This is a genomic window from Bacillus sp. FSL K6-1005 (assembly GCF_038000225.1).
Taxonomy (GTDB): Bacteria; Bacillota; Bacilli; order Bacillales; family Bacillaceae; genus Bacillus; species Bacillus mojavensis.
Genome location: NZ_JBBOBP010000001.1, coordinates 464,805 through 490,168, shown reverse-complemented (window position 1 = coordinate 490,168; position 25,364 = coordinate 464,805). Strand labels below are relative to the sequence as shown.

Here is a 25,364-nt window from a genome sequence, read left to right as displayed (position 1 = left end):
CGTATCTTTTTTTATGTTGTTTTGTGTAAGAAGCGTTTCATTCTAACCAATGCTTCTTGCAGCTGTTCAATTGATGTCGCATATGAACAGCGGATATATCCTTCTCCGCTCGGCCCAAATACATTACCCGGAACAACGGCTACTTTTTCCTGCAGCAAGAGCTCCTCGGCAAACTGTTCTGAGCTCATCCCAGTGCTTTTGATGGATGGGAAAGCATAAAAAGCACCGCTCGGATGGTGGCAGCTGAGACCGATTTCATTAAGCGTTTCGACAAACAAATTACGTCTTCTTCGGTAGCTCTTTTTCATCTTTTCTACATCTTCTATTCCGTTTTTTAACCCTTCAAGCGCTGCGTATTGCGCCATTGCAGGCGCGCACATCATCGCATACTGATGGATTTTAAGCATCGCGTTGCGAATTTCTGAAGGCGCCGCGGCAAAACCGAGTCTCCAGCCTGTCATGGCAAACGCCTTTGAAAATCCTGAAATGACAACCGTCCGCTCTTTCATCCCCGGTAATGCTGCTATGCTCGTGAATTCCTCATCGTATGTCAGTTCCGCATAAATCTCGTCGGCCAGTACGATTAAATCATGTTTTTTGGCAAACTCAGCAATTTCATGCAACTCTTTCTTTGAGTAAACCGAGCCGGTCGGATTCGAAGGCGAACAAATGAGAATAGCCTTTGTCTTTTCGGTCACTGCCGCTTCAAAATCCTCAGCCGTCGCTTTAAATCCTTTATCAGCCGTCGTATGGACATGAACCGGAACGCCGCCTGTCAAAGAGACAAGCGATTCATACGCCACAAAACACGGTTCTGGAATAATCAGTTCCTCACTCGGATTTACAATGGCGCGGATTGCAATATCCAAAGCCTGGCTCGCCCCTACCGTCACAATCAATTCATCGTCAGGTGAGTATGTAAGACCAAACCGGCTGCTTACATAACGGCTGATTTCCTCTCGCAATGAGTATAAACCGGCATTAGCGGTATATGACGTATACCCTTGTTCAAGGGAAAGAATGCTTGCTTCACGAACATTCCAAGCCGTTACAAAGTCAGGTTCTCCGACTCCTAAAGAAATAACCCCTTCCATCGTTGCCGCCAAATCAAAGAATCTGCGGATGCCGGATGGTTTTATTTGTTGTACATAATCGGATAAATAAGAAGTCATTTACGGTGACACCACGATTCTTTTGTCGTCGTCTCCCGTTTCAAATACTTTGCCGTCGTGCTTGTATTTTTTCAGGATAAAATGTGTTGTCGTAGACACAACTGAATCAAGAGTTGACAGTTTATCAGATACAAAACGCGCAACGTCAGACATTGAATTGCCGCGAATCACGACAGACAGGTCGTATACGCCTGACATCAGGTAGACTGATTCTACCTCTTGGAATCGGTAAATCCGCTCCGCCACTTCGTCAAAACCGACTCCGCGCTTTGGAGTGACTTTAACATCAATCATGGCAGTCACGCCTTCATGGCCGTCCACTTTCCGCCAGTCGATCATAGCGGAATAATCAATAATAACCTTTTCTTTTTCCAATTTGTCAATGATCGCTTTTACTTCATTTACAGGGATACCGGCCATTTTTGCGATTGTTTCCAGGTCGGCGCGGCTGTTTTCGTCTAAAATTTCTAATATTTCTGTTTCTTTATCGGTCAATTTCATTCATTTCACACCTTTGCAATGTCAAGAAATCTTCATGACATTATATCACGTTTTTTGACGAATGCTAAGAAAAAACGAGGAGAAACTTCCGCTAGAACTGACAATTTCAGGGCATAATACAGTACATCCTATGAAGGGAGTGACGGCAAAATGGAGGCGGTTACACCAATAAGGCGTATTAAAGTCGGAGGCGTAAATGTATATTATGAGCACTATCAAAACCCGGGCAAACAAACAATTGTCTGCGTACACGGTTTTTTATCTTCTGCTTTCAGCTTCAGAAAATTAATCCCATTGCTTCGGGACCAGTATGACATCATCGCGCTCGATTTGCCTCCTTTCGGCCAATCAGAAAAATCAAGGACATTTAGATATACCTATCAAAACCTCGCTATGCTTATCATCGGACTCCTGGAGCACTTGCAAGTCAAACAGGCGGCGCTTGTCGGGCATTCGATGGGAGGGCAGATATCGCTGTCGGCTGCTCTATTAAAGCCTGAGCTCTTCTCGAAGATTGTGCTTCTTTGCAGTTCAGGTTATTTAAAACGCTCACACCCGACGATTATCTTCGGGACTCACCTCCCATATTTTCATCTTTATATCAAACGCTGGCTTTCCAAAGAAGGCGTGATGAAAAACTTATTAAATGTCGTCCACAACAAATCGCTGATTGACGAGGAGATGATTGACGGCTACGGCAAACCTTTTCAAGATGAACAGATTTTCAAAGCTATGACAAAGTTCATCCGGCACAGGGAAGGAGATTTACAGTCTGAGGAATTGAAAAAAATGAACAAACCCGCCTTATTGATTTGGGGCGAAGAAGACAAGGTGGTTCCGGTGAAAATCGGCGAACGTCTGCACCATGACCTGCCGGATTCCAAACTGTATTCATTGCGGGAAACAGGCCATTTGGTGCCGGAGGAACGCCCAGAATTCGTTTCCGAACGAATTGCAGAGTTTATCACAGAATAAAAAAACCGGTTTGTATACCGGTTTTTCAAGGCGTGCAAGAGCTGCTGTCTTTAATGAACAGCAGCTGTCCAGCCACATTCAGGCAGCTGTCGATCGGAAGTGTTTGTTCAAAAGAAGCTTCGAAAATATGCTGTATGCTTTTCGCTAACACTTTAGGATCGTCTTCATCATAGACGGCCTGAACGACATCAACAGCCTCCGTTTCATAAAAATCTTCACCATATTTAAACGGGTCCCATTTGGCAATGACATTGATCATTTCCCTGACCGCTTGACTTTCTTCCATTTTCATCACCGCTTATAATAAAATTTGCAGATCTATTTTATCATAGTTACGCTAAGAAAAATAAACATACATAAGAGGTGGAAACAGAATGAACTTTGATAAACAAGAACAGCGCCTCGGCACCCAATCCCTCAAATGGGACAAGACAGGCGAATTATTCGGTGTGACAGACGCACTCCCGATGTGGGTGGCGGATATGGATTTTCGTGCGCCTGAAGCCATAACAGAAGCATTAAAACAGCGCCTAGAACAAGGGATTTTCGGATATACAGCGCCAGATCAGAGAACAAAAGATGCAGTGTGTGCATGGATGCATAACCGGCACAGCTGGAAGGTGAACCCGGAAAGCATTACATTCAGTCCCGGGGTGGTCACAGCTTTAAGCATGGCGGTTCAGGCTTTTACAGAACCAAAGGATCAAGTGATTGTCCAATCCCCTGTTTACACGCCTTTTTACCATATGATTGAGAAAAACGGCCGGCGTATTTTACATAATCCGCTTAAAGAAAAAGACGGAACTTATGTAATGGATTTTGAAGATTTGAAAACAAAAATCAGTGATCCGAGCGTAAAATTGTTTATTTTATGCAATCCGCATAATCCTTCAGGGCGGGCATGGGGCCGGGAAGATTTATTGAAGCTCGGCGAATTATGCCTTGAACACGGCGTTACAGTCGTGTCAGATGAAATTCATTCCGATTTGATGCTGTACGGAAATGACCATACGCCGTTTGCCTCTCTTTCTGATGAATTCGCTGAGATTTCTGTGACTTGCGCGGCACCTAGCAAAACGTTTAATATCGCGGGTTTGCAGGCGTCTGCAATCATTATTCCAGACCGGCTGAAGCGCGCCAAATTTTCAGCCAGCCTGCAGCGGAACGGTTTAGGCGGATTAAACGCGTTTGCCGTGAGCGCAATCGAAGCCGCTTACTCAAAAGGCGGGCCGTGGCTCGATGAACTGATTTCTTATCTTGAGAAAAACATGGACGAGGCTGCAGCCTTTTTGACCAGCGAGCTCCCGAATGTCAAGATGATGAAGCCTGATGCGTCTTACCTGATCTGGCTCGATTTCCGCGCATATGGCTTGTCTGATGCAGAGCTGCAGCAAAAGATGCTGCACAAAGGGAAAATTATTTTGGAGCCCGGCACGAAATACGGCCCTGGCGGAGAAGGATTTATGCGTTTGAATGCAGGATGCCCTCTGGCAACCTTGCAGGACGGACTGCGCCGAATAAAAACAGCGTTAGAGTAAATATTCGTCACAAACGCCTTTACGTATCAATCGTAAAGGCGTTCTTTATTAAGAAATTTTGTATTTTACTTCTAATGATAAGTGTTATAATAGATTCATATTTTATACGAAAGGATTTCACTCGAATGGAAATTCTAAAAGACTATCTCCTACATATCTGCTTTATTTTGTTTCCTATTCTTCTTTACCAAGTGTTTTGGCTTGGAAAACCGTCGATCATTGTACCAAAAATCAACAACGTATTAGTCACGATATTTGCATGCGGCGCCTCAGTTTTATGCATTATATTCCCTATACAGGAAATGGACTACATCCAATATGGCCTTCAAATCATTCCTGTCATCATTTGTTTATTGTATATAAACACTGCTTCCGGGCTAACAGTCGCCGCATCCGTCTTATGTTTTGAACTGCTGTTTTTTGAGCCTTCCGCCATTTTTGTATACGCTTTGCTGCCTTTTCATATCATCATTCCAACTCTACTTCAAAAAAAGTGGCCATTCATGTCCAAAGCGAGAAAACTGCTGCTGTCTTTATTCATCGGTTGCTTGGAGATCTTCTTATTTTTCGCCTCCATCTTGGTTTTTTCTGCCGTGAATATTTTAAATTTTCAAAATTCAGAAATGATATATTATGAGGCAGCTGTCTCAGGTCTGTTCCGCTGCACCGTTCTTCTTTTAAGCATTTATCTGATAGAAAGCATCGCAGAAAATATCGCCCTGCGTTCCCAGCTAATCCATTCGGAAAAAATGGAAATTGTGAGTGAACTTGCGGCAAGTGTGGCTCATGAAGTAAGAAATCCGCTGACAGTTGTCCGGGGATTTGTCCAGCTGCTTTTTAATGATGAATCCCTTCAAAACAAATCCAGTGCGGATTATCAAAAGCTTGTGCTGTCAGAGCTTGACCGGGCTCAGGGAATTATTACAAATTATCTTGATATCGCCAAACAGCAATTGTACGAAAAAGAGATTTTTGATCTATCTTCTCTTATCAAAGAGACGAGCTCCCTTATGATTTCGTATGCCAATTATAAATCTGTGACAGTAGAGGCGGACGCCGAGCCGGACCTTTTGGTATACGGGGATGCAACAAAGCTGAAGCAGGCTGTGATCAACCTCATGAAAAACAGCATTGAAGCCGTTCCTACGGGTAAAGGGGTCATCCAAGTTTCAGCGAAAAAAATCGGCCATATAATTGTAATCAAAATCTCAGATAACGGTGTGGGCATGACGGATCACCAAATGCAGAAGCTGGGTGAACCTTATTATTCTTTAAAAACGAATGGAACGGGACTTGGCCTGACTGTGACGTTTTCCATCATTGAACATCACCACGGAACCATTTCGTTCAGCAGCAGCTTTCAAAGAGGAACCATTGTGACGATCAAGCTCCCCGCCGACCTTCCTCACTAGCAAATCAATTGGAACTTTTATAGAATGAATGCGAGGTGATAACAGATGAGTACATTTGAGAAAGGCTCTATCGTAAAAGGATTTTACAAAACAGGTGTATACATAGGAGAAATTACAGATTGCAGACCGCAGCATTATTTAGTCAAAATTAAGGCGGTTCTCACCCATCCCGCTCAAGGAGACCTTCACCATCCAAAACAGGCAGATGTGCCGTTTTTCCATGAAAGAAGAGCGCTTGCTTTCGGCGAACAGACTAATATCCCCCATCACATGGTGAAGCCCTATGACAGTGAAGTGCCGGATTATAACGAGTCTTTGCGGGAAGCGGTTGCACAGCTGAGAGCCAAACTGGCCGGAGATGATTCACAATGGGCAAAGCGATCCCTGAACAATCTGGACGTTTTAGAAAAAGAATACTTTACCCGGCCATAACCCAGTCTGACGAAAGATTGGGTTTTTTATGTTGCGCGCCGGAATAGTTCAGATAAATCAATCCTCTCGCCGATTGTCGGCGGTTTTGGTTTTTCGAGGTACTGCTTATCCTGCTCGACAAGCTTAAAAAGCTTATAGGCTGTAAGAGCATCGTCAAGCGCCTTATGATGGGTGCCGGTTCCCTTATCTCCGTACTCTTCCGCAGCCTTCCACAAGCCAGTCAGTGTCCGGTCTCCAAAAAAGTTTTTATATTCAAGCGATAAATCTCTCATCTCCCCTTTAAACGGGAAAGGAATATGGTTAAACATACAATTTTGCTTCAGCACTTTCATATCCATGTTTCCCCACGTGATGATCGTGCAATTTTTTTCAGGGTCAAGCTCATTTAGTTTACGGATAAAGTCCTCGAACCTCATCCCCTCATCTACTTGGTTTTGCGTAATGTTTAAAAATGATTTGCAGCGCTTCGTCAGCTTGGGGAATTTTTTCGGCCTAATATAACTCGAAAACGTCTCAACTACTTCACCATTAACCGACTTTACAATTCCTGCTTCTATGATTTCCGGAAAAAAATTTTGCGGACTGTATTTTCCTTCGGGCATCGTAAATTCGAAATCAATAATGAGTAAGTTGCCTGCCTCCACTATTTTTACACCTACCTTTCCTCCGATCAGAAGAATGCTATCTTTATAGTATATCGATTCTCCTTCTCTTCATTTCTTCATTTTCTAAAAATAATGAAATTTCCCAGCCGCATTGTTTCTTTTAAATGGTGCACTGTTTCTTTATAATTAGTAAGGAACCCGAAATAATAAGAAGGTGATGTTATTTCTATCCGCAAGAAAAACTTTGTCATTGTGTGGCTGGCGAATTTCTTTGTATCAGCCAGCACCACAATGATCATTCCTTTTCTCTCCTTGTATATTGAGACGCTCAGCACCTTTTCCAACGGCTTTGTGCAAAGGTGGAGCGGTTATGTGTTCGGCATTACATTTTTAATGGCTTTTTTGGTATCCCCGTTCTGGGGGCGGTTCGGAGACAAACGCGGTTACAAGAAAATCCTTTTGACAACCGGAATCGGCATTGCCGTCAGCATTTTATTAATGGGCTTTGTCACATCGGTTTATCAATTGTTTTTTCTGCGTATGGCTATGGGGCTTGTAACCGGATTTATTCCGACATCCCTTGCAATGATTTCCGCGCAGACGCCTAAAAGCTCAGCCGGCAAAACGCTTGGCACGCTCCAAATGGGGCAAGTGTCCGGAAGCTTGTTCGGCCCGCTTTTGGGAGGCGTGCTTGCTGACCACTTCGGCTTTACGTATACCTTTTTTATCACATCCTTTGTGATTTTCTTGGCCGTTCTTCTCGTGTTATTCGGGGTCAAAGAACAGCCGCTCACAGAGAAGATGAATAAACGTCAGTCTTATACGAGAAAAGAAGTGCTCTCCTATATTTTTCACCAGCCCGCGCTTTGGGTCATGATGCTGTTAACCATGCTGATTCAAACAGGAAATTTCAGTATCCAGCCGTTGCTCGCTTTATATGTAAACGAGCTGCACGGACCTGCCAATCTGGCCTTTTTCTCCGGCATGGCATTTTCGGCAACCGGACTCGGCAGTTTGCTACTGGCAAGAAAATGGGGAGATTTAGGAGACCGCTACGGCCACCGCCGCATTCTAATCGGGCTTTTAATCGCCGCCTCTTTATTTTTTATTCCGCAGGCACTCGCGTCTTCATTCAGTGTGCTTCTTGTTTTCAGGTTTTTATTCGGGATGGCGATGGGCGGCCTTCTTCCATGCATCACAGCGGCAATCCGCGTTCAGGCTCCCGGCTCCATCCAAGGAGAAGTCCTCGGCTACAATGTCAGCTTTCGCTTTTTAGGAAACGTTCTCGGACCTCTTCTCGGCGGTATTATATCGAGTCACTTCAATATCTCTGCAGCCTTTTATGTCACAGCATTTCTCTTTTTCGCGGGTGCCTGCCTGCTTTGGATCATGAAGAAATTCCAAAAAGAATCGTATGCCAAAGCAAGCTGATTTTCAGCAAAAATTGAAGAGTCTTCTAAATTTAACCTTCTCGTAAACTCAAAAGAATGGTACGATATGGCTAGAATTTAGGAGAAAAGAGAGTGACCATGTTACGAAAAATTATCGGATGGATTTTGCTCCTTTGCATAATCCCATTGTTTGCATTTACAGTTATCGCTTCCGGAAAAGAAGTAAAACAAATGAAGTCCCTGGATCAGGTGCTTGATAAGAATATTGATTTGAAAGAGATCAGCCTTGTTCAAAACAGCTACATGTACGACAGGGACGGGTCTCTGGTCTCGGAAATCGTCAGCGATGATGAGAACCGGGTGCTGGTTCCCTTCAACAAGATTCCCGAAGAAGTCAAACAGATATTTTTAACTTCCGAGGACCGCCATTTTTACGAACATAAAGGCTTTGACTTTATGGGGATGGTGCGGGCGGCCGCTTCCAACGTGAAGGACAAAAAGATTGACCAAGGGGCCAGCACCATCACACAGCAGCTTACAAGAAACTTGTATTTGAGCCACGAGCGCTCTTTCAGCCGCAAACTGACTGAGCTCGCGTACTCCTATCAGCTTGAGAAAAAGTATACAAAAAATGAGATTCTTGAAGCCTACTTAAATACGATTTATTTTAATAACGGCGTTTATGGCGTCGGATCAGCTGCTGAATTTTATTTCAGCAAACCGCTGAAATCTCTCACACTGGGAGAAATGGCTTTTATTTGCGCTATACCTAATAACCCTACATTATATGATCCTCTCAAGCATTTTGACTACACGAAAAGCCGTCAAGAACGCTTGCTTAAAGGGTTAAAAAATGCCGGGGTTATAACGGACAAAGAGCTGAAGAAAGCCGTAAAACAAAAAATCAAACTGGATGTCGAGGAGAAAGAAGACAAATTTCCGGACTACGTTTCCTACGTAAATGATGAATTCACTCAACTCGTGTCTGAATCTGAAGGTTATGATAAGCGTCTTCAAAAAGCATCAGGAAAACAAAAAGACAAAATAGAAAACGAGCTGTCCGCTAGAGTCAGCACACTTCTGAAAGACGGCGTAAAAATTTATACCGCACTTGATCCGTACATGCAAAATCAAGTCGTTGCACAGATGAATTCGAAGCTGCCGTATGCGGGCGTACAGGGCGGAGCGGCTGTTATTAATCACCAGACGCATCAAGTTGTCGCTCTATCCGGCGGAAAAAACTATCATAAGTATGATTTTAACCGTGCCTACCAAGCATACAGACAGCCGGGGTCATCCATTAAACCGCTTCTCGATTACGGACCTTATATTGAACAGACAGGTGCGACAGCAAGCAGCACAATTGATGCCGGCAAATTTTGCAGCAGGGATTACTGTCCGCAAAACTACAATAACCGCACATACGGCACAGTGACGCTTGATACAGCGTTTAAAAACTCGTATAATACACCGGCCATCAGAATGCTGGACCGTGTAGGCATCCAAAAAGCTTTCAGCTATATTGAACCGTATCATTTTTCAAAGCTTGTCAACAGCGACTATCTGCTGCCGGCGGCGCTTGGCGGATTTACACACGGCATGACGCCTCTCGAGATGACAAAGGCGTATACAACATTCGGCAACAGCGGCAGCTACACGCCGAGCCACGCGATTACAAAAGTGACGGATTTAAAAGGAAAAACGATTTATAAATGGAATGACAAAGCGACACAAATATTCAGCGTCCGCACAAACATGCAGCTGAAAAAACTGATGTCTTCCGTTGTCAAAAGCGGGACAGGGAAAAAAGCATATTTTAATGCGCCTTATATCGGCGGAAAAACGGGAACCTCAAATGATTATCATGATATGTGGTTCGTCGGCCTGACAGATACGTACACAATGGGTGTCTGGGTTGGAAAAGATACACCGAGCAGCGTTGAATACCTTCACAGTATCAGCCCTCAGCTTTCCATCTGGAAAGGAACGCTGCAAGCGGCTTATTAAAATCGGAGGGGATCTGCAGTGACATCAGAACAAATTCCAAATCGCGTATTACTGTTTGACGGTGTGTGCAATTTATGCAACGGGGCCGTTCAATTTATCATAAAACGTGATCCAAACGGTTTAATTTCATTTGCATCGCTTCAATCGGAAACAGGACAGAGCCTGCTGAAAAAAAGCGGGCTTCCGACTGAGCATTTTGACAGCTTTGTCTTTATTGAAGACGGCCAGGTTTACACTAAGTCAACTGCAGCCATAAAGGTTTTCAGGCATCTGCGGGGCCCATGGCGGCTCTTTGTCCTGTTTCTTGCAGTGCCGAAACCTGTCAGAGATATGCTCTATTCTTTTATCGCCAAAAACCGCTATAAGTGGTTCGGCAAAAAAAATGAATGTATGCTCCCCTCCCCTTCTATAAAAAATAGATTTTTACCATAAACGAAAAAATGGCTAGCTTACACAGGTAAGCTAGCCATTATGCTATTATAAAGCTTGATAAATATGAACAGAATACCGATAACAAAGGTAAACCAAAACAGCAGTTCCATTAGAATGAATCCGACCAATGACATGATAGAAAGTGTTGAATAAATCCTGTAAACAACGAACACAAAGTAAGCAAGTGTAACAACTGCAAACCAGATCACAATCCAGAAGACATTTTGCAATAGCACAAAGGATACGATCCCGCCGCCTAAATAAATGATAGAGCCCATTCTGATTGTTTTCAGGTTGTTTCCTTCAGGATCATTTGCGAAAAACAGCAGTGACAGCTCAGTCACGGTATTCGCAATTAATTTCAGAGCGGACAGAACCATAAAATATAAAAGCGCAAAAGCCGCAAATAACGCTAGTCTGATTCCTTTCTCTGAGAAGTAATCGAGCATTCCATCGTACATTCCAAATGAAGAAAGCATCTTCAATGCATAGAGTGAGGTTGAAATGGATAAAGACGAACTAAAAAGCAGGATCGCAATCAGCGGAAAGTATCCTGTCAAATAAGTATTTTTCATATAAAAAAGTCCCTTTCTATAATCTACCTCATTTATTATGGAGGACTTAAAACACATTGACAAGATAAATTATTCCATTTTTTCTCCTTTTTACGAATTACGGTCCCAAATCTTCACAAAGCACCATTTTGAGAGTAAAGTAGTACGCAGGAATCATAAAACGTAAGGAAGTTTTATATGAAAAAAACATTAAAACTGCAAACCAGACTCACCATATTTGTCTGTATCGTTGTGTTAATCGCACTGCTCATCACCTTTTTTACCGTTGGTGCCCAAACCTCCAAAAGGATACGTGATCAGGAAAGAGACACAGCGCTCCAAACTGCTGAAATGGTTGCCGACGCACCGATCACTGCTTCCGCTTTGGAGAGCGGAAAAAAACAGAAGGAACTGCTCAGCTATACGCTGGACGTCCAGAAAATTACCGGCACAGAATTTGTCGTCGTTATGGATATGAACGGCATTCGCAGAACCCATCCGGACCGCAGCAAAATCGGAAAAAAGTTCAGCGGCGGGGATGAAGCCGAAGTATTAAAAGGACATGTCCATATCAGCACCGCCTCAGGCACGCTTGGGAAATCGCAGAGAGCGTTTGTGCCTGTCTACGCCAAGAATGGAAAACAAGTCGGAGCCGTTGCGGTCGGCATTACAGTGAATGAAATTGACGAAGTCATCAGCCACAGCTTACGGCCGCTCTATTTTATTATTTGTGTCAGTATATTCGTCGGCGTCATCGGGGCTGTTATCGTCGCACGTACGGTGAAAAATATCATGTACGGACTTGAACCATATGAAATCGCGACACTTCTTCAAGAACGGAGCGCTATGCTTGAATCAACGAAAGAAGGCATACTCGCTGTCGATGAGCACGGCAAAATCAAGCTTGCCAATGCGGAAGCGAAGCGTCTTTTCATTAAAATGGGCATAGAAACAAATCCCGTCGATCAGGATGTCAATGACATCCTGCCAAAAAGCCGCCTGAAAAATGTCATTGAGACCAGAAAACCACTTCAAGACAGAGATGTGCGCATTAACGGATTAGAGCTTGTATTTAATGAAGTGCCCATCCAGCTGAAAGGACAAACCGTCGGAGCGATTGCGACATTCCGGGACAAAACCGAGGTAAAACATTTAGCTGAACAGCTTTCCGGTGTTAAAATGTATGCAAACGCACTGAGAGCGCAGTCTCATGAATTTATGAACAAACTGCATGTGATATTAGGTCTCGTCCAGCTGAAAGAGTATGACGATCTTGGAGATTATATTAAAGATATTGCCATTCAGCAAAAATCAGAAACAAGTGAAATCATAAATGATGTCAAAAGCTCCGTACTGGCCGGTTTTCTGTTGGGAAAACAGAGTTACATACGAGAGCAAGGCGCAAATCTCGATATTGAATGCAGCGGGGTTATTCCAAATGCAGCAGATCCTTCAGTCATTCATGAACTGATTACGATTATCGGAAATCTGATCAACAATGCCTTAGATGCTGTTGCCAATATGCCGAAAAAACAAATCACGATGTCCATGCGATTTCATGACAAAATATTGGACATCGAAATTACCGATACAGGAGCCGGCATGTCTGAAGAAGACCAAGTCAAGGTATTCGAACAAGGCTATTCAACAAAGGGCAAAAACCGGGGATTCGGCCTTTATTTCACCCAGCAAAGCATGGAGAATTTGAAGGGTCAAATGATTATCACCAGCGAAAAAAATGAAGGAACCACATTCAGTCTTCGAATCCCGTACGAACCGAAGGAGGAAAACCATGATTAATGTACTAATAGTTGAAGATGACCCCATGGTGGGTGAATTAAATAAACGATATTTAAGCCAAATAGAAGGCTTTCAGCTGAAAGGAATCGCCTCTTCCTTTCAAAGCGCTCTGCATATTTTAGGCGAGCATCACATCGACCTCATTTTGCTTGATATTTACATGCCGGGTAAAAACGGGCTTGAGCTGCTGACGGAATTAAGAGCGCAAAATGAAGCGGTTGACGTGATTGTCATCTCTGCGGCAAGCGAGCTGGACGTCATCAAAAAAACACTTCGTTACGGAGCTGTGGATTACTTAATCAAACCGTTTGAATTTGAACGTTTTCAGACTGCCCTTTCTGATTACAGACGAAAACAAAAAGTCTATTCCACCCACCGAAACATGAGCCAAAAAGAATTGGACGCGGAACTGTTTCATAAGAAGGAAGCGACAGAAAAAGTGCATCTGCCAAAAGGGCTGACAAAAAGCACGCTGAAGCTGATTTGGTCCAGCATACAATCCTTTGAAAACGAATCCTTTACGACAGAAGACCTGGCGAATCATACTGAAATATCTCAAGTATCCATCCGAAAATACTTAAAATTTCTTGAGGATATACAGGTTCTGAATGTCGAAATGGCGTACGGAACGATCGGGAGACCGGTGTTTCAGTACAATGTCAATACAGGCAACCTTAACGGAATTAAGCAATATTTATAAAAAAACGCACTGTTCATATCGAGCAGTGCGTTTTTCTCTGTCACATCTTTTGCCAAGCTGCTTGAACCTTTCGCCAATAAGCTATACAAAAATAATAAAGGGCTTTTCGGCATATTTGAAATACAATTCTAAAAATACATATATTTTAAAAAATTATGCGTAATTCTATTTATTTCTTGTATGTAAAATGATAAATTATGATTGGTTAGTTGATCCCTAGACTAAGTCATAAGTCACACTTCAGAAAGAGATGTCACGGTTTTCCGCCCGGAACACCTTCCGCATCCTTCTCTTCCCCGCCTTTCGAAGGAAACACCCACATCACACTTACTAAGGGAAGATCAGAACTGTCTCAGCTCATTCTAATTGTTATTATCTGAAAATTTTATCGATTCTAAGAATTGAGTGAGGCATCCATCCCATGACTGACCGGATCAGCTCAGGCCAAATTTTTCTGGGGGGTTATATCTTGAAGAAACGCAAAATCGGATTGGCGATGTCACTTGTCATCGCAGCGGGCACCATTTTAGGAGCGTGCGGAAACAGCGAAAAAAGCAGCGGTAACAGTGAGGGCAAAAACAAATTCAGTGTGGCGATGGTTACCGACATTGGCGGGGTGGATGACAAATCTTTTAACCAATCAGCATGGGAAGGCATCCAAGCCTTCGGTAAAGATAATGGTCTGGAAAAAGGGAAAAACGGATACGACTACCTGCAATCTAAATCAGATGCAGATTATACAACAAACTTAAATAAATTAGCGCGTGAGCATTTTGACTTGATCTATGGCGTCGGCTATTTGATGGAAGATTCAATCAGTGAAATCGCCGATCAGCGCAAAAATACAAACTTTGCGATTATTGACGCAGTCGTCGATAAAGACAACGTCGCAAGCATTACGTTTAAAGAGCAGGAAGGGTCATTTCTTGTCGGAGTAGCCGCAGCCTTAACAAGCAAATCAGGAAAAATCGGATTTGTGGGCGGCATGGAATCCGAGTTAATCAAAAAATTCGAAGTCGGCTTCCGTGCAGGGGTTCAGGCCGTAAAACCTGACGCAACTGTCCAGGTGAAGTATGCGGGCGGATTCGATAAAGCGGACGTTGGAAAAGCAACCGCCGAGAGCATGTATAAGTCAGGCGTTGATGTGATTTACCACTCCGCAGGCGCCACCGGCACAGGTGTCTTTACAGAAGCCAAGAACCTGAAAAAAGAAGACCCGAAGCGTGATGTTTGGGTGATAGGAGTCGATAAAGATCAATACGCAGAAGGCCAAGTAGAAGGAACAGACGATAACGTCACCCTTACTTCCATGGTCAAAAAGGTTGATACAGCAGTTGAAGATTTAACGAAGAAAGCAAGCGAAGGCAAATTCCCCGGCGGAGAAACGCTTACATACGGGCTTGATCAAGACGGAGTCGGCATTTCTTCCTCTAAACAAAACCTATCGGATGATGTAATCAAAGCGGTTGATGATTGGAAGAAAAAAATTATCGACGGACTAGAAGTGCCGGGAACAGAGAAAGAGCTGAAAAATTTCAAAGCTGAATAAGAATCGCGGGGATAAGGAGAAGAGCCCTTATCCCTTGTTTTTCTTTCAGAGCAAAGCTGCACATTTCCTTGCGGCTTTTCTATTGCCAGTCTCTAATTTAATAGCATGAAAAAAAGGAGCGGTCAATTCTGTGGAATATGTCATTGAAATGCTCAATATACGCAAGGAGTTTCCCGGTATCGTCGCAAATGACAACATTAATCTTCAGGTCAAAAAAGGCGAAATCCACGCGCTGCTCGGTGAAAACGGAGCGGGCAAATCAACTTTGATGAACGTCCTGTTCGGGCTGTATCAGCCAGAAAAGGGAGAAATTCGGGTCCGCGGTGAGAAGGTGCACATCAACAGCCCGAACAAAGCGAATGATCTCGGAATCGGCATGGTGCATCAGCATTTTATGCTTGTCGATACATTTACAGTTGCTGAAAATATTATTCTCGGGAAGGAGCCGAACAAGCTCGGGCGGATTGACCGAAAACGGGCTGTCCGAGAGGTTCAGGACATTTCCGACCGATACGGACTTCAAATTAATCCCGAGGCAAAGGTAGCAGACATATCCGTCGGCATGCAGCAGCGTGCAGAAATATTAAAAACCCTCTACCGCGGGGCTGACATCCTGATTTTTGATGAACCGACAGCTGTGTTGACGCCTCATGAAATCAAAGAGCTCATTCAAATCATGAAGAACCTCGTCAATGAGGGAAAATCAATTATTTTAATCACCCATAAACTGAAAGAAATCATGGAGGTTTGTGACCGCGTTACCATTATCCGCAAAGGAAAAGGCATCAAAACACTGGATGTCCGGGATACACATCAAGACGAGCTCGCCAGTCTGATGGTCGGCCGCGAGGTATCGTTCAAAACAGAAAAAAAAGCGGCTCAGCCGGGATCAGCAGTGCTGTCGATTGACAGAATCACCGTAAAAGATACTCGCGGAGTAGAAGCTGTAAAGGATTTGTCGCTCTCTGTCAATGCCGGAGAAATTGTCGGCATAGCCGGCGTTGACGGAAACGGACAGTCAGAGCTGATTGAAGCGATTACAGGACTCCGAAAAACGGAGTCTGGAACCATTTCCCTAAACGGAAAACAGATACAAAACCTGACGCCGAGAAACGTAACGGAGTCAGGAATCGGGCATATTCCGCAGGACCGCCACAAACACGGTCTCGTCCTGGATTTTCCAATCGGTGAAAATATCGTGCTCCAAAGCTATTACAAAAAGCCTTATTCAGCATTCGGTGTTTTACATAAAGGCGAAATGTATAAGAAAGCCCGCAGCGTGATCAGCGAGTACGATGTCAGAACCCCAGATGAATATACTCACGCGCGGGCATTGTCAGGCGGAAACCAGCAAAAAGCAATTATCGGAAGGGAAATTGACCGAAATCCTGACTTGTTAATCGCAGCCCAGCCGACTCGCGGCCTTGATGTTGGAGCGATTGAATTTGTCCATAAAAAACTCATTGAACAGCGTGATGCCGGAAAAGCCGTTCTTCTTTTATCGTTTGAGCTTGATGAAATCATGAATCTCAGTGACAGAATCGCCGTCATTTTTGAAGGCAGCATTATATCCAGCGTTAATCCGCTGGATACAACTGAGCAAGAGCTCGGCCTCTTGATGGCGGGAAGCACGCAAAGGGAAGCGGGGAAAGCAAATGGCTAAACGACTCTCTCATTTACTCGTGCCGCTCATTGCGATCATGCTCGGCTTGCTGGCCGGCGCACTTATTATGCTTGCGAGCGGATACAGTGTGATCAGCGGCTATTCCGCTTTATGGAATGGGATATTTGGAGAAATCTATTACATCGGGGAAACCGTCCGGCAGATTACACCTTATATTTTATCCGGATTAGCTGTTGCTTTCGCATTCCGAACCGGACTGTTCAATATCGGGGTAGAGGGACAGCTGCTAGTGGGCTGGACAGCTGCCGTTTGGGTCGGAACGGCGTTTGACGGACCTGCTTATATTCATATGCCGCTTGCACTGCTCACAGCGGCTGCAGCAGGCGGTTTATGGGGATTTATTCCCGGCTTTTTAAAAGCACGGTTCTATGTTCACGAGGTCATTGTCACTATTATGATGAATTATATCGCACTGCATATGACCAATTATTTGATTTCAAAAGTCATGACAGACAATCAGGATAAGACGGAAAAAATTCACGAATCCGCCTCACTTCGCTCGCCGTTTCTTGAGCAGATTACGGATTATTCAAGGCTTCACTGGGGGATCGTCATCGCCCTTCTCGCAGCTGTTGTTATGTGGTTTATGATTACCAAAACAACGAAAGGCTTTGAGCTTCGGGCAGTCGGATTCAATCAGCACGCGTCTCAGTACGCCGGTATGAGCGTGCGGAAGAATATTATGACCTCCATGCTCATTTCAGGAGCTTTTGCAGGCCTTGCAGGTGCCATGGAAGGTCTGGGAACGTTTGAATACGCAGCTGTCAAAGGCGCATTTACCGGCGTCGGCTTTGACGGTATTGCTGTCGCTCTCCTGGGTGGGAACACTGCAGCCGGTGTTGTGCTTGCGGCAGCTTTGCTTGGCGGCCTCAAAATCGGAGCGTTAAATATGCCAATTGAATCAGGCGTACCTTCTGAGGTTGTCGATATTGTGATTGCCATTATCATTCTGTTTGTTGCTTCAAGCTATGCCATTCGTTTTGTCGCGAATAAGTTGAAGAAAAAGGGGGCGAACTAAGTGGACGTTCTGCAGATTTTATCAATCATTGTCCCGGCCACACTCGTATACGCTGCCCCGCTTATTTTAACTGCTCTCGGCGGCGTATTTTCCGAGAGATCAGGCGTTGTCAATATCGGTCTCGAAGGCCTCATGATTATCGGAGCATTCACCAGTGTTTTATTCAATTTATTTTTAGGCCCTGAATTGGGAGCCGCGGCGCCATAGCTCTCACTCGTTGCCGCCATGGCAGCCGGCGCGCTGTTTTCACTGATTCACGCGGCAGCGGCGATATCGTTTCGCGCAGATCAGACAGTCAGCGGCGTCGCCATTAATATGCTGGCGCTTGGGGCTACTTTATTTATCGTAAAGCTGATTTACGGAAAAGCGCAAACAGACAAAATTCCCGAGCCTTTTTATAAAACGAGTATTCCCGGCTTGAGCGACATCCCTGTATTGGGAAAAATCTTCTTTTCAGATGTCTATTATACGTCTATTCTCGCAATTGTCCTGGCCTTTATTTCGTGGTTTATCTTGTTTAAAACGCCGTTCGGCCTCCGTATTCGTTCCGTCGGAGAACATCCGATGGCGGCCGATACTATGGGGATCAATGTCTACAAAATGCGCTATATCGGCGTGATGATCAGCGGATTGTTCGGCGGCCTCGGGGGCGGCGTATATGCGTCAACCATTGCGCTCGACTTTACGCATTCTACCATTTCCGGGCAAGGGTTTATCGCACTCGCGGCACTTGTATTCGGAAAATGGCATCCGATCGGCGCACTCGGCGCCGCCCTGTTTTTCGGATTCGCCCAAAGCTTAAGCATCATCGGCTCTCTGCTCCCTCTTTTTAAGGACATACCGAATGTATATATGCTGATTGCCCCTTACGTATTAACCATTCTGGCCTTAACCGGCTTTATCGGACGCGCAGATGCGCCAAAAGCAAACGGTGTGCCTTATATCAAAGGAAAACGGTAAGCATATCTCCCTGGGAAGCGGCTTCTCAGGGATTTTTTCTGATCCAAAATACCCTCTTAATTTAATTGTTTATTAATTATTTAACTTAAAAAAATATCCTTTGTTAGCGCTTTCTTGTAGACTGTAACAAACAATACATGGGGGTGTACGACAATGGGAGCAATTCACAAAACAGAGGAAGTTTTACCTGAGCACAAAGACACACAGGAGAAAAGCCTGTTTAAAAAAATATGGACCTGGGAAATCGGCGTGATTCCTCTCCCATTATATACAGCATTAGCTGTCATTATTATTCTTTCGGCTTATTACAACGAGCTGCCCGCAAACATGCTGGGCGGGTTTGCCATCATTATGATTTTAGGTGTCTTTCTTGGCGATATCGGCCAGCGGATCCCGATTTTGAAGGATATTGGCGGTCCTGCTATTCTATCTTTGTTTGTGCCATCTTTTTTAGTTTTTTATAATGTGTTGAATCCATCATCAATAGATGCTGTTACCAATTTAATGAAAACATCTAACTTTCTTTATTTCTATATCGCTTGTCTTGTTGTAGGAAGCATTCTTGGAATGAACAGAACTGTTTTAATACAGGGATTCATCAGAATGTTCGTTCCTTTAGTAGCGGGCACAATTGCGGCGGTTGCGGCTGGCGTGCTCGTCGGATTCATCTTCGGCTACAGTGCCTATGATTCCTTTTTCTTTGTTGTTGTGCCGATTATTGCCGGGGGAATAGGTGAAGGAATTTTGCCTCTCTCCATTGCTTATTCGCAAATATTGGGGTCTTCCGCTGATGTGTATGTGTCGCAGCTGGTTCCTGCCGCTATCATTGGAAACGTTTTCGCTATTATCTGTGCCGCTTTAATGAAAAAACTGGGCGAAAAACGTCCTGATCTAAACGGCAATGGGCGTCTCGTTAAATCTAAGAAAGCAAACGATATTTTCAATCAAAAAGAGGCTGAAGCTAAAATTGACTTTAAACTGATGGGAGCCGGAGTACTGCTCGCCTGTACGTTCTTTATTTTCGGCGGTTTACTGGAGAAATTTATCTTCATCCCAGGCGCTATTTTAATGATTATTTCAGCAGCCGCAATCAAATATGCAAATATCCTTCCGAAAAAAATGGAGGAAGGCGCGTATCAGCTTTATAAGTTTATTTCATCAAGCTTTACATGGCCGCTTATGGTAGGCCTCGGGATTCTCTTTATCCCTTTAGATGACGTGGCATCTGTGATTTCTATACCGTTTGTCATCATTTGTATTTCAGTTGTCGTTGCCATGATTTCTTCCGGATATTTTGTAGGCAAACTGATGAACATGTACCCTGTTGAATCCGCAATCGTGACCTGCTGTCACAGCGGTCTCGGCGGAACGGGAGATGTCGCCATTTTGTCCGCTTCAGGAAGAATGGACCTTATGCCATTCGCCCAAATTTCTACCCGCCTCGGCGGAGCAGGAACTGTCATTTGCGCGACAATTTTACTTCGCTTTTTCACTTCATAATCAGAAAAAGAGTTCCGTTTTAGACGGAACTCTTTTTTATTTGTTCACAATCCGCATATACTCTCTGGACCCAAACGGCCTATCCTTAGATTCCGCCTCACTCATGTTAGTTGACAGGTGGTGCTCCAATAAATACAGTTCCCAATCCTCATTGTCTGCCACACGGGCACGGCCGTCATACTGATTCAGCATGAATGCCCCTGCAAATATCGAGCAGAATAAACCTGAGCACATAAGGACCTTTCTCTTCACATGATCAGCTCCTTACATACAGCTTGATCAGGAGCAATTTTAAATATACAAATGATCTGATTTTTGTTAAACTTATTTCGAGGTCAAAAGAACTCGTAAAATTCAATCGCGGAAGGTTGAAGCATGGCGGCTTCCAAAAAAGTGCGATATAATTTGGACTGGGTCGTTTGACCGTATATTCTAATTATTTATACATAGAACAGGTTTCAATTAGAGAAAAGGAGGTCTTGTCTTTGCAGCTCTTACATTTTGCTATTTTATCGCCTTTTGTATTTGCTTTTATCATTCCCTTTCTGGCAAAATACGCAAAAAGAGTGCATACGGGCTGGTTTGTTCTAATCCTGCCCGTCTTGCTGTTTATATACTTTCTTCCAATGATCAGAATGACTCAATCGGGAGAAACATTACGATCGGTATTGGAGTGGATTCCTTCATTAGGCATTAACTTTACCGTTTATGTAGACGGTCTCGGACTGCTATTCGCCTTATTGATAACAGGGATCGGCTCGTTGGTCACTCTTTACAGTATCTTTTATTTATCGAAAGAAAAAGAACAGCTTGGGCCTTTTTATGTCTATTTATTAATGTTCATGGGCGCCATGCTCGGTGTTGTTCTTGTTGACAACATCATGGTTCTCTACATGTTTTGGGAGCTTACCAGCCTTTCGTCCTTTTTGCTGATTGGATATTGGTACAAGCGTGAAAAATCTCGCTACGGCGCAGCAAAATCGCTCTTGATTACGGTAAGCGGCGGACTGTGTATGCTGGGAGGATTCATTCTCCTTTATCTGATCACAGATTCATTCAGTATCAGAGAAATGATCAATCAGGTTCAGTTGATTGCCGGCCATGATTTATTTATTCCGGCGATGATTTTGATTTTACTAGGCGCATTTACAAAGTCCGCCCAGTTTCCTTTTTACATTTGGCTGCCTGATGCCATGGAAGCGCCGACGCCTGTCAGCGCGTATCTCCATTCAGCCACGATGGTCAAAGCGGGAATTTATGTGATTGCACGATTCAGTCCGATTTTCGCCTTTTCAGCTCAGTGGTTTTGGATTGTTTCTCTCGTCGGGATTTTTACCATGGTTTGGGGTTCATTCCATGCCGTCAAACAAACCGACTTAAAATCCATTTTGGCGTTTTCAACGGTCAGCCAGCTCGGCATGATCATCTCGATGCTTGGTGTCAGTGCTGCAGCCCTGCATTACGGCCATACAGAGTATTACACAGTTGCCGCCATGGCTGCCATTTTCCATCTCATCAATCATGCTACCTTTAAAGGAAGCTTGTTTATGGCAGTCGGCATCATTGATCATGAAACAGGCACGCGGGATGTCAGAAAACTCGGCGGACTGATGGCGATTATGCCGATTACATTTACGATCTCCTTGATCGGCACATTCTCAATGGCTGGTCTCCCGCCGTTTAACGGATTTTTGAGTAAAGAAATGTTTTTCACCAGCATGCTTCGTGTGACACATGTCGATTTGTTCAACGTCCAGACGTGGGGAGCGCTGTTCCCTGTCCTCGCTTGGGCAGGAAGTGTGTTTACATTTATCTACAGCATGAAACTGCTGTTTAAAACATTTAAAGGCAATTACCAGCCTGAAAAACTCGAAAAACAGGCTCATGAAGCGCCGATTGGAATGCTCGTATCACCTGTCATTCTTGTTGCGCTCGCTGTCAGTCTCTTCTTTTTCCCGAATATATTGTCCTACAGCTTGATAGAGCCTGCGATGAATTCGATCTATCCGACACTGCTGGACAGCCATGAGAAGTTTCATGTTCATATTTCGCAGTGGCATGGGTTTACAGCCGAAGTCCTGATGACACTGGGCATTATCGTTGTCGGTACGATCGGTTACTTGACGATGAATAGGTGGAAAGCGATCTATAAGCTATTTCCATCGAAACTCACGCTCAATCGGTTATATGAGAAGCTCCTGACCATCATGGAAAAAGGCTCTTATCGAGTGACAAAACAATATATGACCGGATTTTTACGGGATTATCTTCTGTATATCTTCGCTGGATTTATCATTCTGATGAGCGGGGCTCTCGTTTTGAAAGGCGGATTTTCCTTTACAACTGAGGGTATGGCGAAAATCGGCATATTCGAAATGATTCTGACACTTGTGATGATCAGCGCGACAGCGGCGACTGTATTTGCCAGATCCAGACTGACGGCGATTATTTCACTTGGTGTTGTCGGTTATACACTTGCATTGTTTTTTGTTATTTTCAGAGCGCCCGATTTGGCTTTGACCCAGCTGGTCATTGAGACGATTTCCGTCGCCCTGTTTCTGCTTTGTTTCTATCATTTGCCGAAACTGCGGCTGAAAAAGAAAACGAGAACGTTCCGAATGACAAACTTTATCATCGCTTTAGGAGTCGGCATGATTGTCACCCTGCTCGGTATCGCATCCTCAAGCCAGCGGACAAAAGACAGTATCGCCTCCTACTTTACAAAGCACAGCCATGATCTAGGCGGAGGAGATAATGTCGTCAATGTCATTCTCGTTGATTTCAGGGGTTTTGATACAATGTTTGAAATTACGGTATTAACGATTGCCGCTCTCGGCATCTTCAGCATGATTAAAACAAAAGTAAAAGAGGAGGGGAAAAGCGGTGAATGAACAAAAAACAAATGACCTTATTTTGCAGACCGTTACAAAGCTTGTATCCTTTATCATTTTGCTTTTCTCTTTCTATTTATTTTTATCAGGCCATAACGCGCCTGGAGGAGGGTTTGTCGGCGGGCTGATCACATCCTCTTCCATTGTTTTGCTGCTGCTGGCTTATGATTTAAAAACCGTGCGTTCCATTTTGCCCGTTAATTTCATTTACGTCGCGGGAGCCGGTCTTCTGCTCGCTGTCTTAACAGGAGTTGGCTCCTTTGTCTTCGGGGCGCCCTTCTTAACCCACACATTCGGTTACTTTCATCTGCCGATTTTAGGGAAAACGGAGCTTGCCACGGCGACGCTTTTTGATCTAGGCGTTTATCTAGTAGTCGTAGGCATTACGATGACCATTATTCAAACGATTGGAGAGGAAGAATAATGGAAATCTTAATGGCTGTTACGGCCGGTATTATATTTATGGCTGCTACCTATTTGCTGCTGTCTAAAAGCCTGCTTCGGGTCATTATCGGAACAGCGCTGTTAAGCCACGGCGTTCATTTAATGCTTTTAACTATGGGAGGATTAAAAAAAGGCGCCGCTCCGATTTTGAGCGAGCATGCCAAGTCATTTGTCGATCCGCTTCCGCAAGCCCTGATTTTGACCGCTATTGTCATTTCTTTTGGGGTTACATCCTTCATCCTCGTCATGGCGTTTCGGGCCTATCAGGAATTGAAATCGGACAATATGGATCAAATGAGGGGAAATGATCAACATGAATAATTTTGTTATATTGCCAATCCTGATCCCGCTCTTGTCGGCCATTCTGCTGATTTTCATGAACAAACACATCATGCTCATGCGGATCTTCAGCACTGCTGCATCCGCACTCGGGATTATGATCAGCGTTTTACTCGTACAGACCATTTTTACAAACGGCATTCAGACACTGAATTTGGGCGGCTGGAAAGCCCCCTACGGAATTGTGCTTGTTGCAGATCAATTTGCCAGCCTGCTCGTTCTCACAACGGCAGTTATCGGCTTATTGGTTGTGCTTTATTCCTTCCGTTCTATCGGTGAGAAACGGGAAAAAGCCTTTTATTACTCCGGCGTGCAGTTTTTGCTGGCCGGGGTAAGCGGAGCGTTTTTAACAGGCGATTTATTTAATATGTACGTATTTTTCGAGCTTCTGCTTATCGCTTCTTATATGCTGATTGTATTAGGCGGCACAAAAATTCAGCTGCGGGAATCGATTAAATACATTGTGTTTAATATCGTGTCATCAGCATTGTTTGTCATCGGCGTAGGCTTTTTATACGCTGTGACCGGTACCTTAAACATGGCGGATTTAAGTGTGAGAATCAGCGAATCCGGCCAAACTGGGCTGATTACTGTAATCGGCGTCCTGTTACTCATCGTGTTTGGTATGAAGGGCGGGATCTTCCCTCTCTACTTTTGGCTTCCCGGCTCTTATTACGCTCCTCCGGCAGCCATCTCCGCATTGTTCGGCGCATTGCTGACAAAGGTCGGATTATATGCGATCACAAGAGTGTTCACACTGATTTTCATTCACGATACAGCGTTTACCCACCAGCTGATGATATGGCTCGCGGCTCTCACTGTCATCTTCGGTGTCATCGGTTCACTTGCCTATCAAAATGTCATGAAAATCGTGATCTATAACATTATTACCGCTGTCGGCGTTATTTTGTTCGGTGTTGCAGTTCATACGCCTGCATCCATTCAAGGTGCGATTTACTATCTGATTCACGACATGCTGATTAAAGGCGCATTATTTATGCTGGCAGGCACGCTGATTGCTTTGACTGGAACAGCAAGCCTTCAACGAATGGGCGGGCTGATCAAGCGATACCCCATTCTTGGATGGATGTTCTTCATTTCGGCTATATCTCTTGCCGGCATCCCGCCTCTCAGCGGATTTGTAGGCAAATTTAAAATTGCGGAAGGCGGCTTCGCTGAGGGTGAATTTACGATTTCCATGCTGATCCTGCTTTCAAGCCTGCTCGTCCTGTATTCCGTGTTGAGGATCTTTATTCATGCGTTTTGGGGCGAAGAAAAAGAAACACCAAAGCAAAATCTTAGAACAGCTAAAGGACTTCTATATCCGGCAGCTATTTTTCTCTTCCTGTCTCTTCTCTTCGGATTGGGTACAGGATGGGTGTCACCGTACGTTGATCAAGCGGCCGAGACTTTGCTGAATCCGGAAAAATATATTGAAGCTGTTTTGAAGGAGTAGATCG

Annotated in this window: 24 protein-coding genes and 1 pseudogene; 18 read left to right on the top strand and 7 right to left on the bottom strand. The window is 44.3% G+C overall.

Annotated features, from left to right (window positions below):
• Positions 1-11: 11 nt before the first annotated feature.
• Both NST16_RS02405 and NST16_RS02400 read right to left on the bottom strand, forming a co-directional pair.
• Complete coding sequence (locus NST16_RS02405) at positions 12-1,172, bottom strand: aminotransferase (protein WP_340883748.1); 1,161 nt, start codon at positions 1,170-1,172, stop codon at positions 12-14.
• A complete protein-coding gene (locus tag NST16_RS02400; protein WP_010331660.1) occupies positions 1,173-1,673 on the bottom strand; it encodes an Lrp/AsnC family transcriptional regulator in 501 nt (166 codons plus the stop codon).
• A 150-nt stretch (positions 1,674-1,823) separates the two neighbouring features.
• On the opposite strand from NST16_RS02400, the gene NST16_RS02395 reads away from it, so the two are divergent.
• On the top strand, positions 1,824-2,648 hold the full coding sequence (locus tag NST16_RS02395; protein ID WP_268448463.1) for an alpha/beta fold hydrolase: 825 nt from the start codon (positions 1,824-1,826) through the stop codon (positions 2,646-2,648).
• A gap of 25 nt (positions 2,649-2,673) precedes the next feature.
• Here NST16_RS02395 and NST16_RS02390 read toward each other — a convergent pair whose 3' ends face one another.
• Positions 2,674-2,934, bottom strand: a complete 261-nt coding sequence (locus tag NST16_RS02390; RefSeq protein WP_010331662.1) for a YugE family protein — start codon at positions 2,932-2,934, stop codon at positions 2,674-2,676.
• An 88-nt stretch (positions 2,935-3,022) separates the two neighbouring features.
• Here NST16_RS02390 and NST16_RS02385 point away from each other — a divergent pair, with 88 nt between their 5' ends.
• From NST16_RS02385 to NST16_RS02375, 3 genes are all read left to right on the top strand, one after another.
• Entirely contained in the window at positions 3,023-4,186 is a 1,164-nt protein-coding gene (locus tag NST16_RS02385) for a MalY/PatB family protein (RefSeq protein ID WP_340883744.1), read from the top strand.
• Between the two features lie 125 nt (positions 4,187-4,311).
• A complete protein-coding gene (locus tag NST16_RS02380; RefSeq protein WP_010331664.1) occupies positions 4,312-5,598 on the top strand; it encodes a sensor histidine kinase in 1,287 nt (428 codons plus the stop codon).
• Between the two features lie 45 nt (positions 5,599-5,643).
• Complete coding sequence (locus tag NST16_RS02375; protein WP_268448457.1) at positions 5,644-6,030, top strand: kinase-associated lipoprotein B; 387 nt, start codon at positions 5,644-5,646, stop codon at positions 6,028-6,030.
• 26 nt (positions 6,031-6,056) lie between these two features.
• On the opposite strand, the gene kapD is transcribed toward NST16_RS02375, so the two are convergent.
• Both kapD and NST16_RS02365 read right to left on the bottom strand, forming a co-directional pair.
• Positions 6,057-6,674, bottom strand: a complete 618-nt coding sequence (gene kapD, locus NST16_RS02370) for a 3'-5' exonuclease KapD (protein ID WP_010331666.1) — start codon at positions 6,672-6,674, stop codon at positions 6,057-6,059.
• A gap of 77 nt (positions 6,675-6,751) precedes the next feature.
• On the bottom strand, positions 6,752-6,955 hold the full coding sequence (locus tag NST16_RS02365) for a hypothetical protein (RefSeq protein ID WP_026014598.1): 204 nt from the start codon (positions 6,953-6,955) through the stop codon (positions 6,752-6,754).
• On the opposite strand from NST16_RS02365, the gene NST16_RS02360 reads away from it, so the two are divergent.
• The 3 genes from NST16_RS02360 to NST16_RS02350 all read left to right on the top strand — a co-directional run bounded on the left by NST16_RS02360 (position 6,858) and on the right by NST16_RS02350 (position 10,465).
• Entirely contained in the window at positions 6,858-8,066 is a 1,209-nt protein-coding gene (locus NST16_RS02360; protein WP_411809969.1) for a multidrug efflux MFS transporter, read from the top strand. The genes NST16_RS02365 and NST16_RS02360 overlap by 98 nt on opposite strands.
• Before the next feature lie 92 nt (positions 8,067-8,158).
• A complete protein-coding gene (locus NST16_RS02355) occupies positions 8,159-10,033 on the top strand; it encodes a transglycosylase domain-containing protein (RefSeq protein WP_168748634.1) in 1,875 nt (624 codons plus the stop codon).
• A gap of 18 nt (positions 10,034-10,051) precedes the next feature.
• The gene (locus tag NST16_RS02350) at positions 10,052-10,465 is read left to right on the top strand and encodes a thiol-disulfide oxidoreductase DCC family protein (RefSeq protein ID WP_268448452.1); all 414 of its coding nucleotides are present in this window, start codon (positions 10,052-10,054) and stop codon (positions 10,463-10,465) included.
• Positions 10,466-10,482: 17 nt separating this feature from the next.
• Here the strand turns inward: NST16_RS02350 and NST16_RS02345 are convergent, their stop codons facing one another.
• A complete protein-coding gene (locus NST16_RS02345) occupies positions 10,483-11,040 on the bottom strand; it encodes a YufK family protein (protein ID WP_010331673.1) in 558 nt (185 codons plus the stop codon).
• A gap of 177 nt (positions 11,041-11,217) precedes the next feature.
• Between NST16_RS02345 and maeL the strand changes: the two genes are divergently transcribed.
• From maeL to maeN, 7 genes and pseudogenes are all read left to right on the top strand, one after another.
• Entirely contained in the window at positions 11,218-12,819 is a 1,602-nt protein-coding gene (gene maeL / locus NST16_RS02340; RefSeq protein WP_029441167.1) for a two-component system sensor histidine kinase MaeL, read from the top strand.
• Entirely contained in the window at positions 12,812-13,519 is a 708-nt protein-coding gene (gene maeM, locus NST16_RS02335) for a two-component system response regulator MaeM (RefSeq protein WP_024122665.1), read from the top strand. The genes maeL and maeM overlap by 8 nt, the downstream gene beginning before the upstream one ends.
• 469 nt (positions 13,520-13,988) lie before the next feature.
• Complete coding sequence (gene nupN, locus NST16_RS02330) at positions 13,989-15,068, top strand: guanosine ABC transporter substrate-binding protein NupN (protein ID WP_168748636.1); 1,080 nt, start codon at positions 13,989-13,991, stop codon at positions 15,066-15,068.
• Positions 15,069-15,198: 130 nt separating this feature from the next.
• Positions 15,199-16,731, top strand: a complete 1,533-nt coding sequence (locus NST16_RS02325; protein ID WP_340883739.1) for an ABC transporter ATP-binding protein — start codon at positions 15,199-15,201, stop codon at positions 16,729-16,731.
• On the top strand, positions 16,724-17,770 hold the full coding sequence (locus NST16_RS02320; RefSeq protein ID WP_340883738.1) for an ABC transporter permease: 1,047 nt from the start codon (positions 16,724-16,726) through the stop codon (positions 17,768-17,770). Before NST16_RS02325 ends, NST16_RS02320 begins: the two co-directional genes overlap by 8 nt.
• Positions 17,771-18,730 (top strand): annotated as a pseudogene (gene nupQ / locus NST16_RS02315) (guanosine ABC transporter permease NupQ). It abuts the gene before it with no gap.
• A gap of 153 nt (positions 18,731-18,883) precedes the next feature.
• Positions 18,884-20,230, top strand: coding sequence for a sodium/malate symporter MaeN (gene maeN / locus NST16_RS02310; protein WP_340883736.1), 1,347 nt, complete (start codon positions 18,884-18,886; stop codon positions 20,228-20,230).
• Positions 20,231-20,266: 36 nt separating this feature from the next.
• Here the strand turns inward: maeN and NST16_RS02305 are convergent, their stop codons facing one another.
• Positions 20,267-20,482 (bottom strand): hypothetical protein, encoded by a 216-nt coding sequence (locus NST16_RS02305; protein ID WP_229149084.1) that lies wholly within the window; start codon positions 20,480-20,482, stop codon positions 20,267-20,269.
• A 233-nt stretch (positions 20,483-20,715) separates the two neighbouring features.
• On the opposite strand from NST16_RS02305, the gene NST16_RS02300 reads away from it, so the two are divergent.
• Genes NST16_RS02300 through NST16_RS02285 form a run of 4 tightly spaced genes read left to right on the top strand, consistent with a single transcriptional unit; the run spans position 20,716 to position 25,360 of the window.
• A complete protein-coding gene (locus tag NST16_RS02300) occupies positions 20,716-23,121 on the top strand; it encodes a Na+/H+ antiporter subunit A (protein WP_340883734.1) in 2,406 nt (801 codons plus the stop codon).
• On the top strand, positions 23,114-23,545 hold the full coding sequence (locus NST16_RS02295; RefSeq protein ID WP_024122673.1) for a Na(+)/H(+) antiporter subunit B: 432 nt from the start codon (positions 23,114-23,116) through the stop codon (positions 23,543-23,545). The genes NST16_RS02300 and NST16_RS02295 overlap by 8 nt, the downstream gene beginning before the upstream one ends.
• On the top strand, positions 23,545-23,886 hold the full coding sequence (locus tag NST16_RS02290; RefSeq protein WP_010331684.1) for a Na(+)/H(+) antiporter subunit C: 342 nt from the start codon (positions 23,545-23,547) through the stop codon (positions 23,884-23,886). The genes NST16_RS02295 and NST16_RS02290 overlap by 1 nt, the downstream gene beginning before the upstream one ends.
• Positions 23,879-25,360 carry a Na+/H+ antiporter subunit D gene (locus tag NST16_RS02285; protein WP_340883732.1) on the top strand — a complete coding sequence of 494 codons (1,482 nt, stop codon included), beginning with the start codon at positions 23,879-23,881 and terminating at the stop codon, positions 25,358-25,360. The genes NST16_RS02290 and NST16_RS02285 overlap by 8 nt, the downstream gene beginning before the upstream one ends.
• Positions 25,361-25,364: the final 4 nt, after the last annotated feature.

Bases quoted from the DNA above. Each gene is read 5' to 3' on its own strand.
- NST16_RS02375 (WP_268448457.1), top strand. From the start codon at position 5,644: ATGAGTACATTTGAGAAAGGCTCTATCGTAAAAGGATTTTACAAAACA.
- NST16_RS02385 (WP_340883744.1), top strand. From the start codon at position 3,023: ATGAACTTTGATAAACAAGAACAGCGCCTCGGCACCCAATCCCTCAAA.
- NST16_RS02285 (WP_340883732.1), top strand. From the start codon at position 23,879: ATGAATAATTTTGTTATATTGCCAATCCTGATCCCGCTCTTGTCGGCC.
- NST16_RS02405 (WP_340883748.1), bottom strand. From the start codon at position 1,172: ATGACTTCTTATTTATCCGATTATGTACAACAAATAAAACCATCCGGC.
- maeM (WP_024122665.1), top strand. From the start codon at position 12,812: ATGATTAATGTACTAATAGTTGAAGATGACCCCATGGTGGGTGAATTA.
- maeN (WP_340883736.1), top strand. From the start codon at position 18,884: ATGGGAGCAATTCACAAAACAGAGGAAGTTTTACCTGAGCACAAAGAC.
- NST16_RS02320 (WP_340883738.1), top strand. From the start codon at position 16,724: ATGGCTAAACGACTCTCTCATTTACTCGTGCCGCTCATTGCGATCATG.
- NST16_RS02290 (WP_010331684.1), top strand. From the start codon at position 23,545: ATGGAAATCTTAATGGCTGTTACGGCCGGTATTATATTTATGGCTGCT.
- maeL (WP_029441167.1), top strand. From the start codon at position 11,218: ATGAAAAAAACATTAAAACTGCAAACCAGACTCACCATATTTGTCTGT.
- NST16_RS02345 (WP_010331673.1), bottom strand. From the start codon at position 11,040: ATGAAAAATACTTATTTGACAGGATACTTTCCGCTGATTGCGATCCTG.
- NST16_RS02395 (WP_268448463.1), top strand. From the start codon at position 1,824: ATGGAGGCGGTTACACCAATAAGGCGTATTAAAGTCGGAGGCGTAAAT.
- NST16_RS02390 (WP_010331662.1), bottom strand. From the start codon at position 2,934: ATGGAAGAAAGTCAAGCGGTCAGGGAAATGATCAATGTCATTGCCAAA.
- NST16_RS02380 (WP_010331664.1), top strand. From the start codon at position 4,312: ATGGAAATTCTAAAAGACTATCTCCTACATATCTGCTTTATTTTGTTT.
- NST16_RS02400 (WP_010331660.1), bottom strand. From the start codon at position 1,673: ATGAAATTGACCGATAAAGAAACAGAAATATTAGAAATTTTAGACGAA.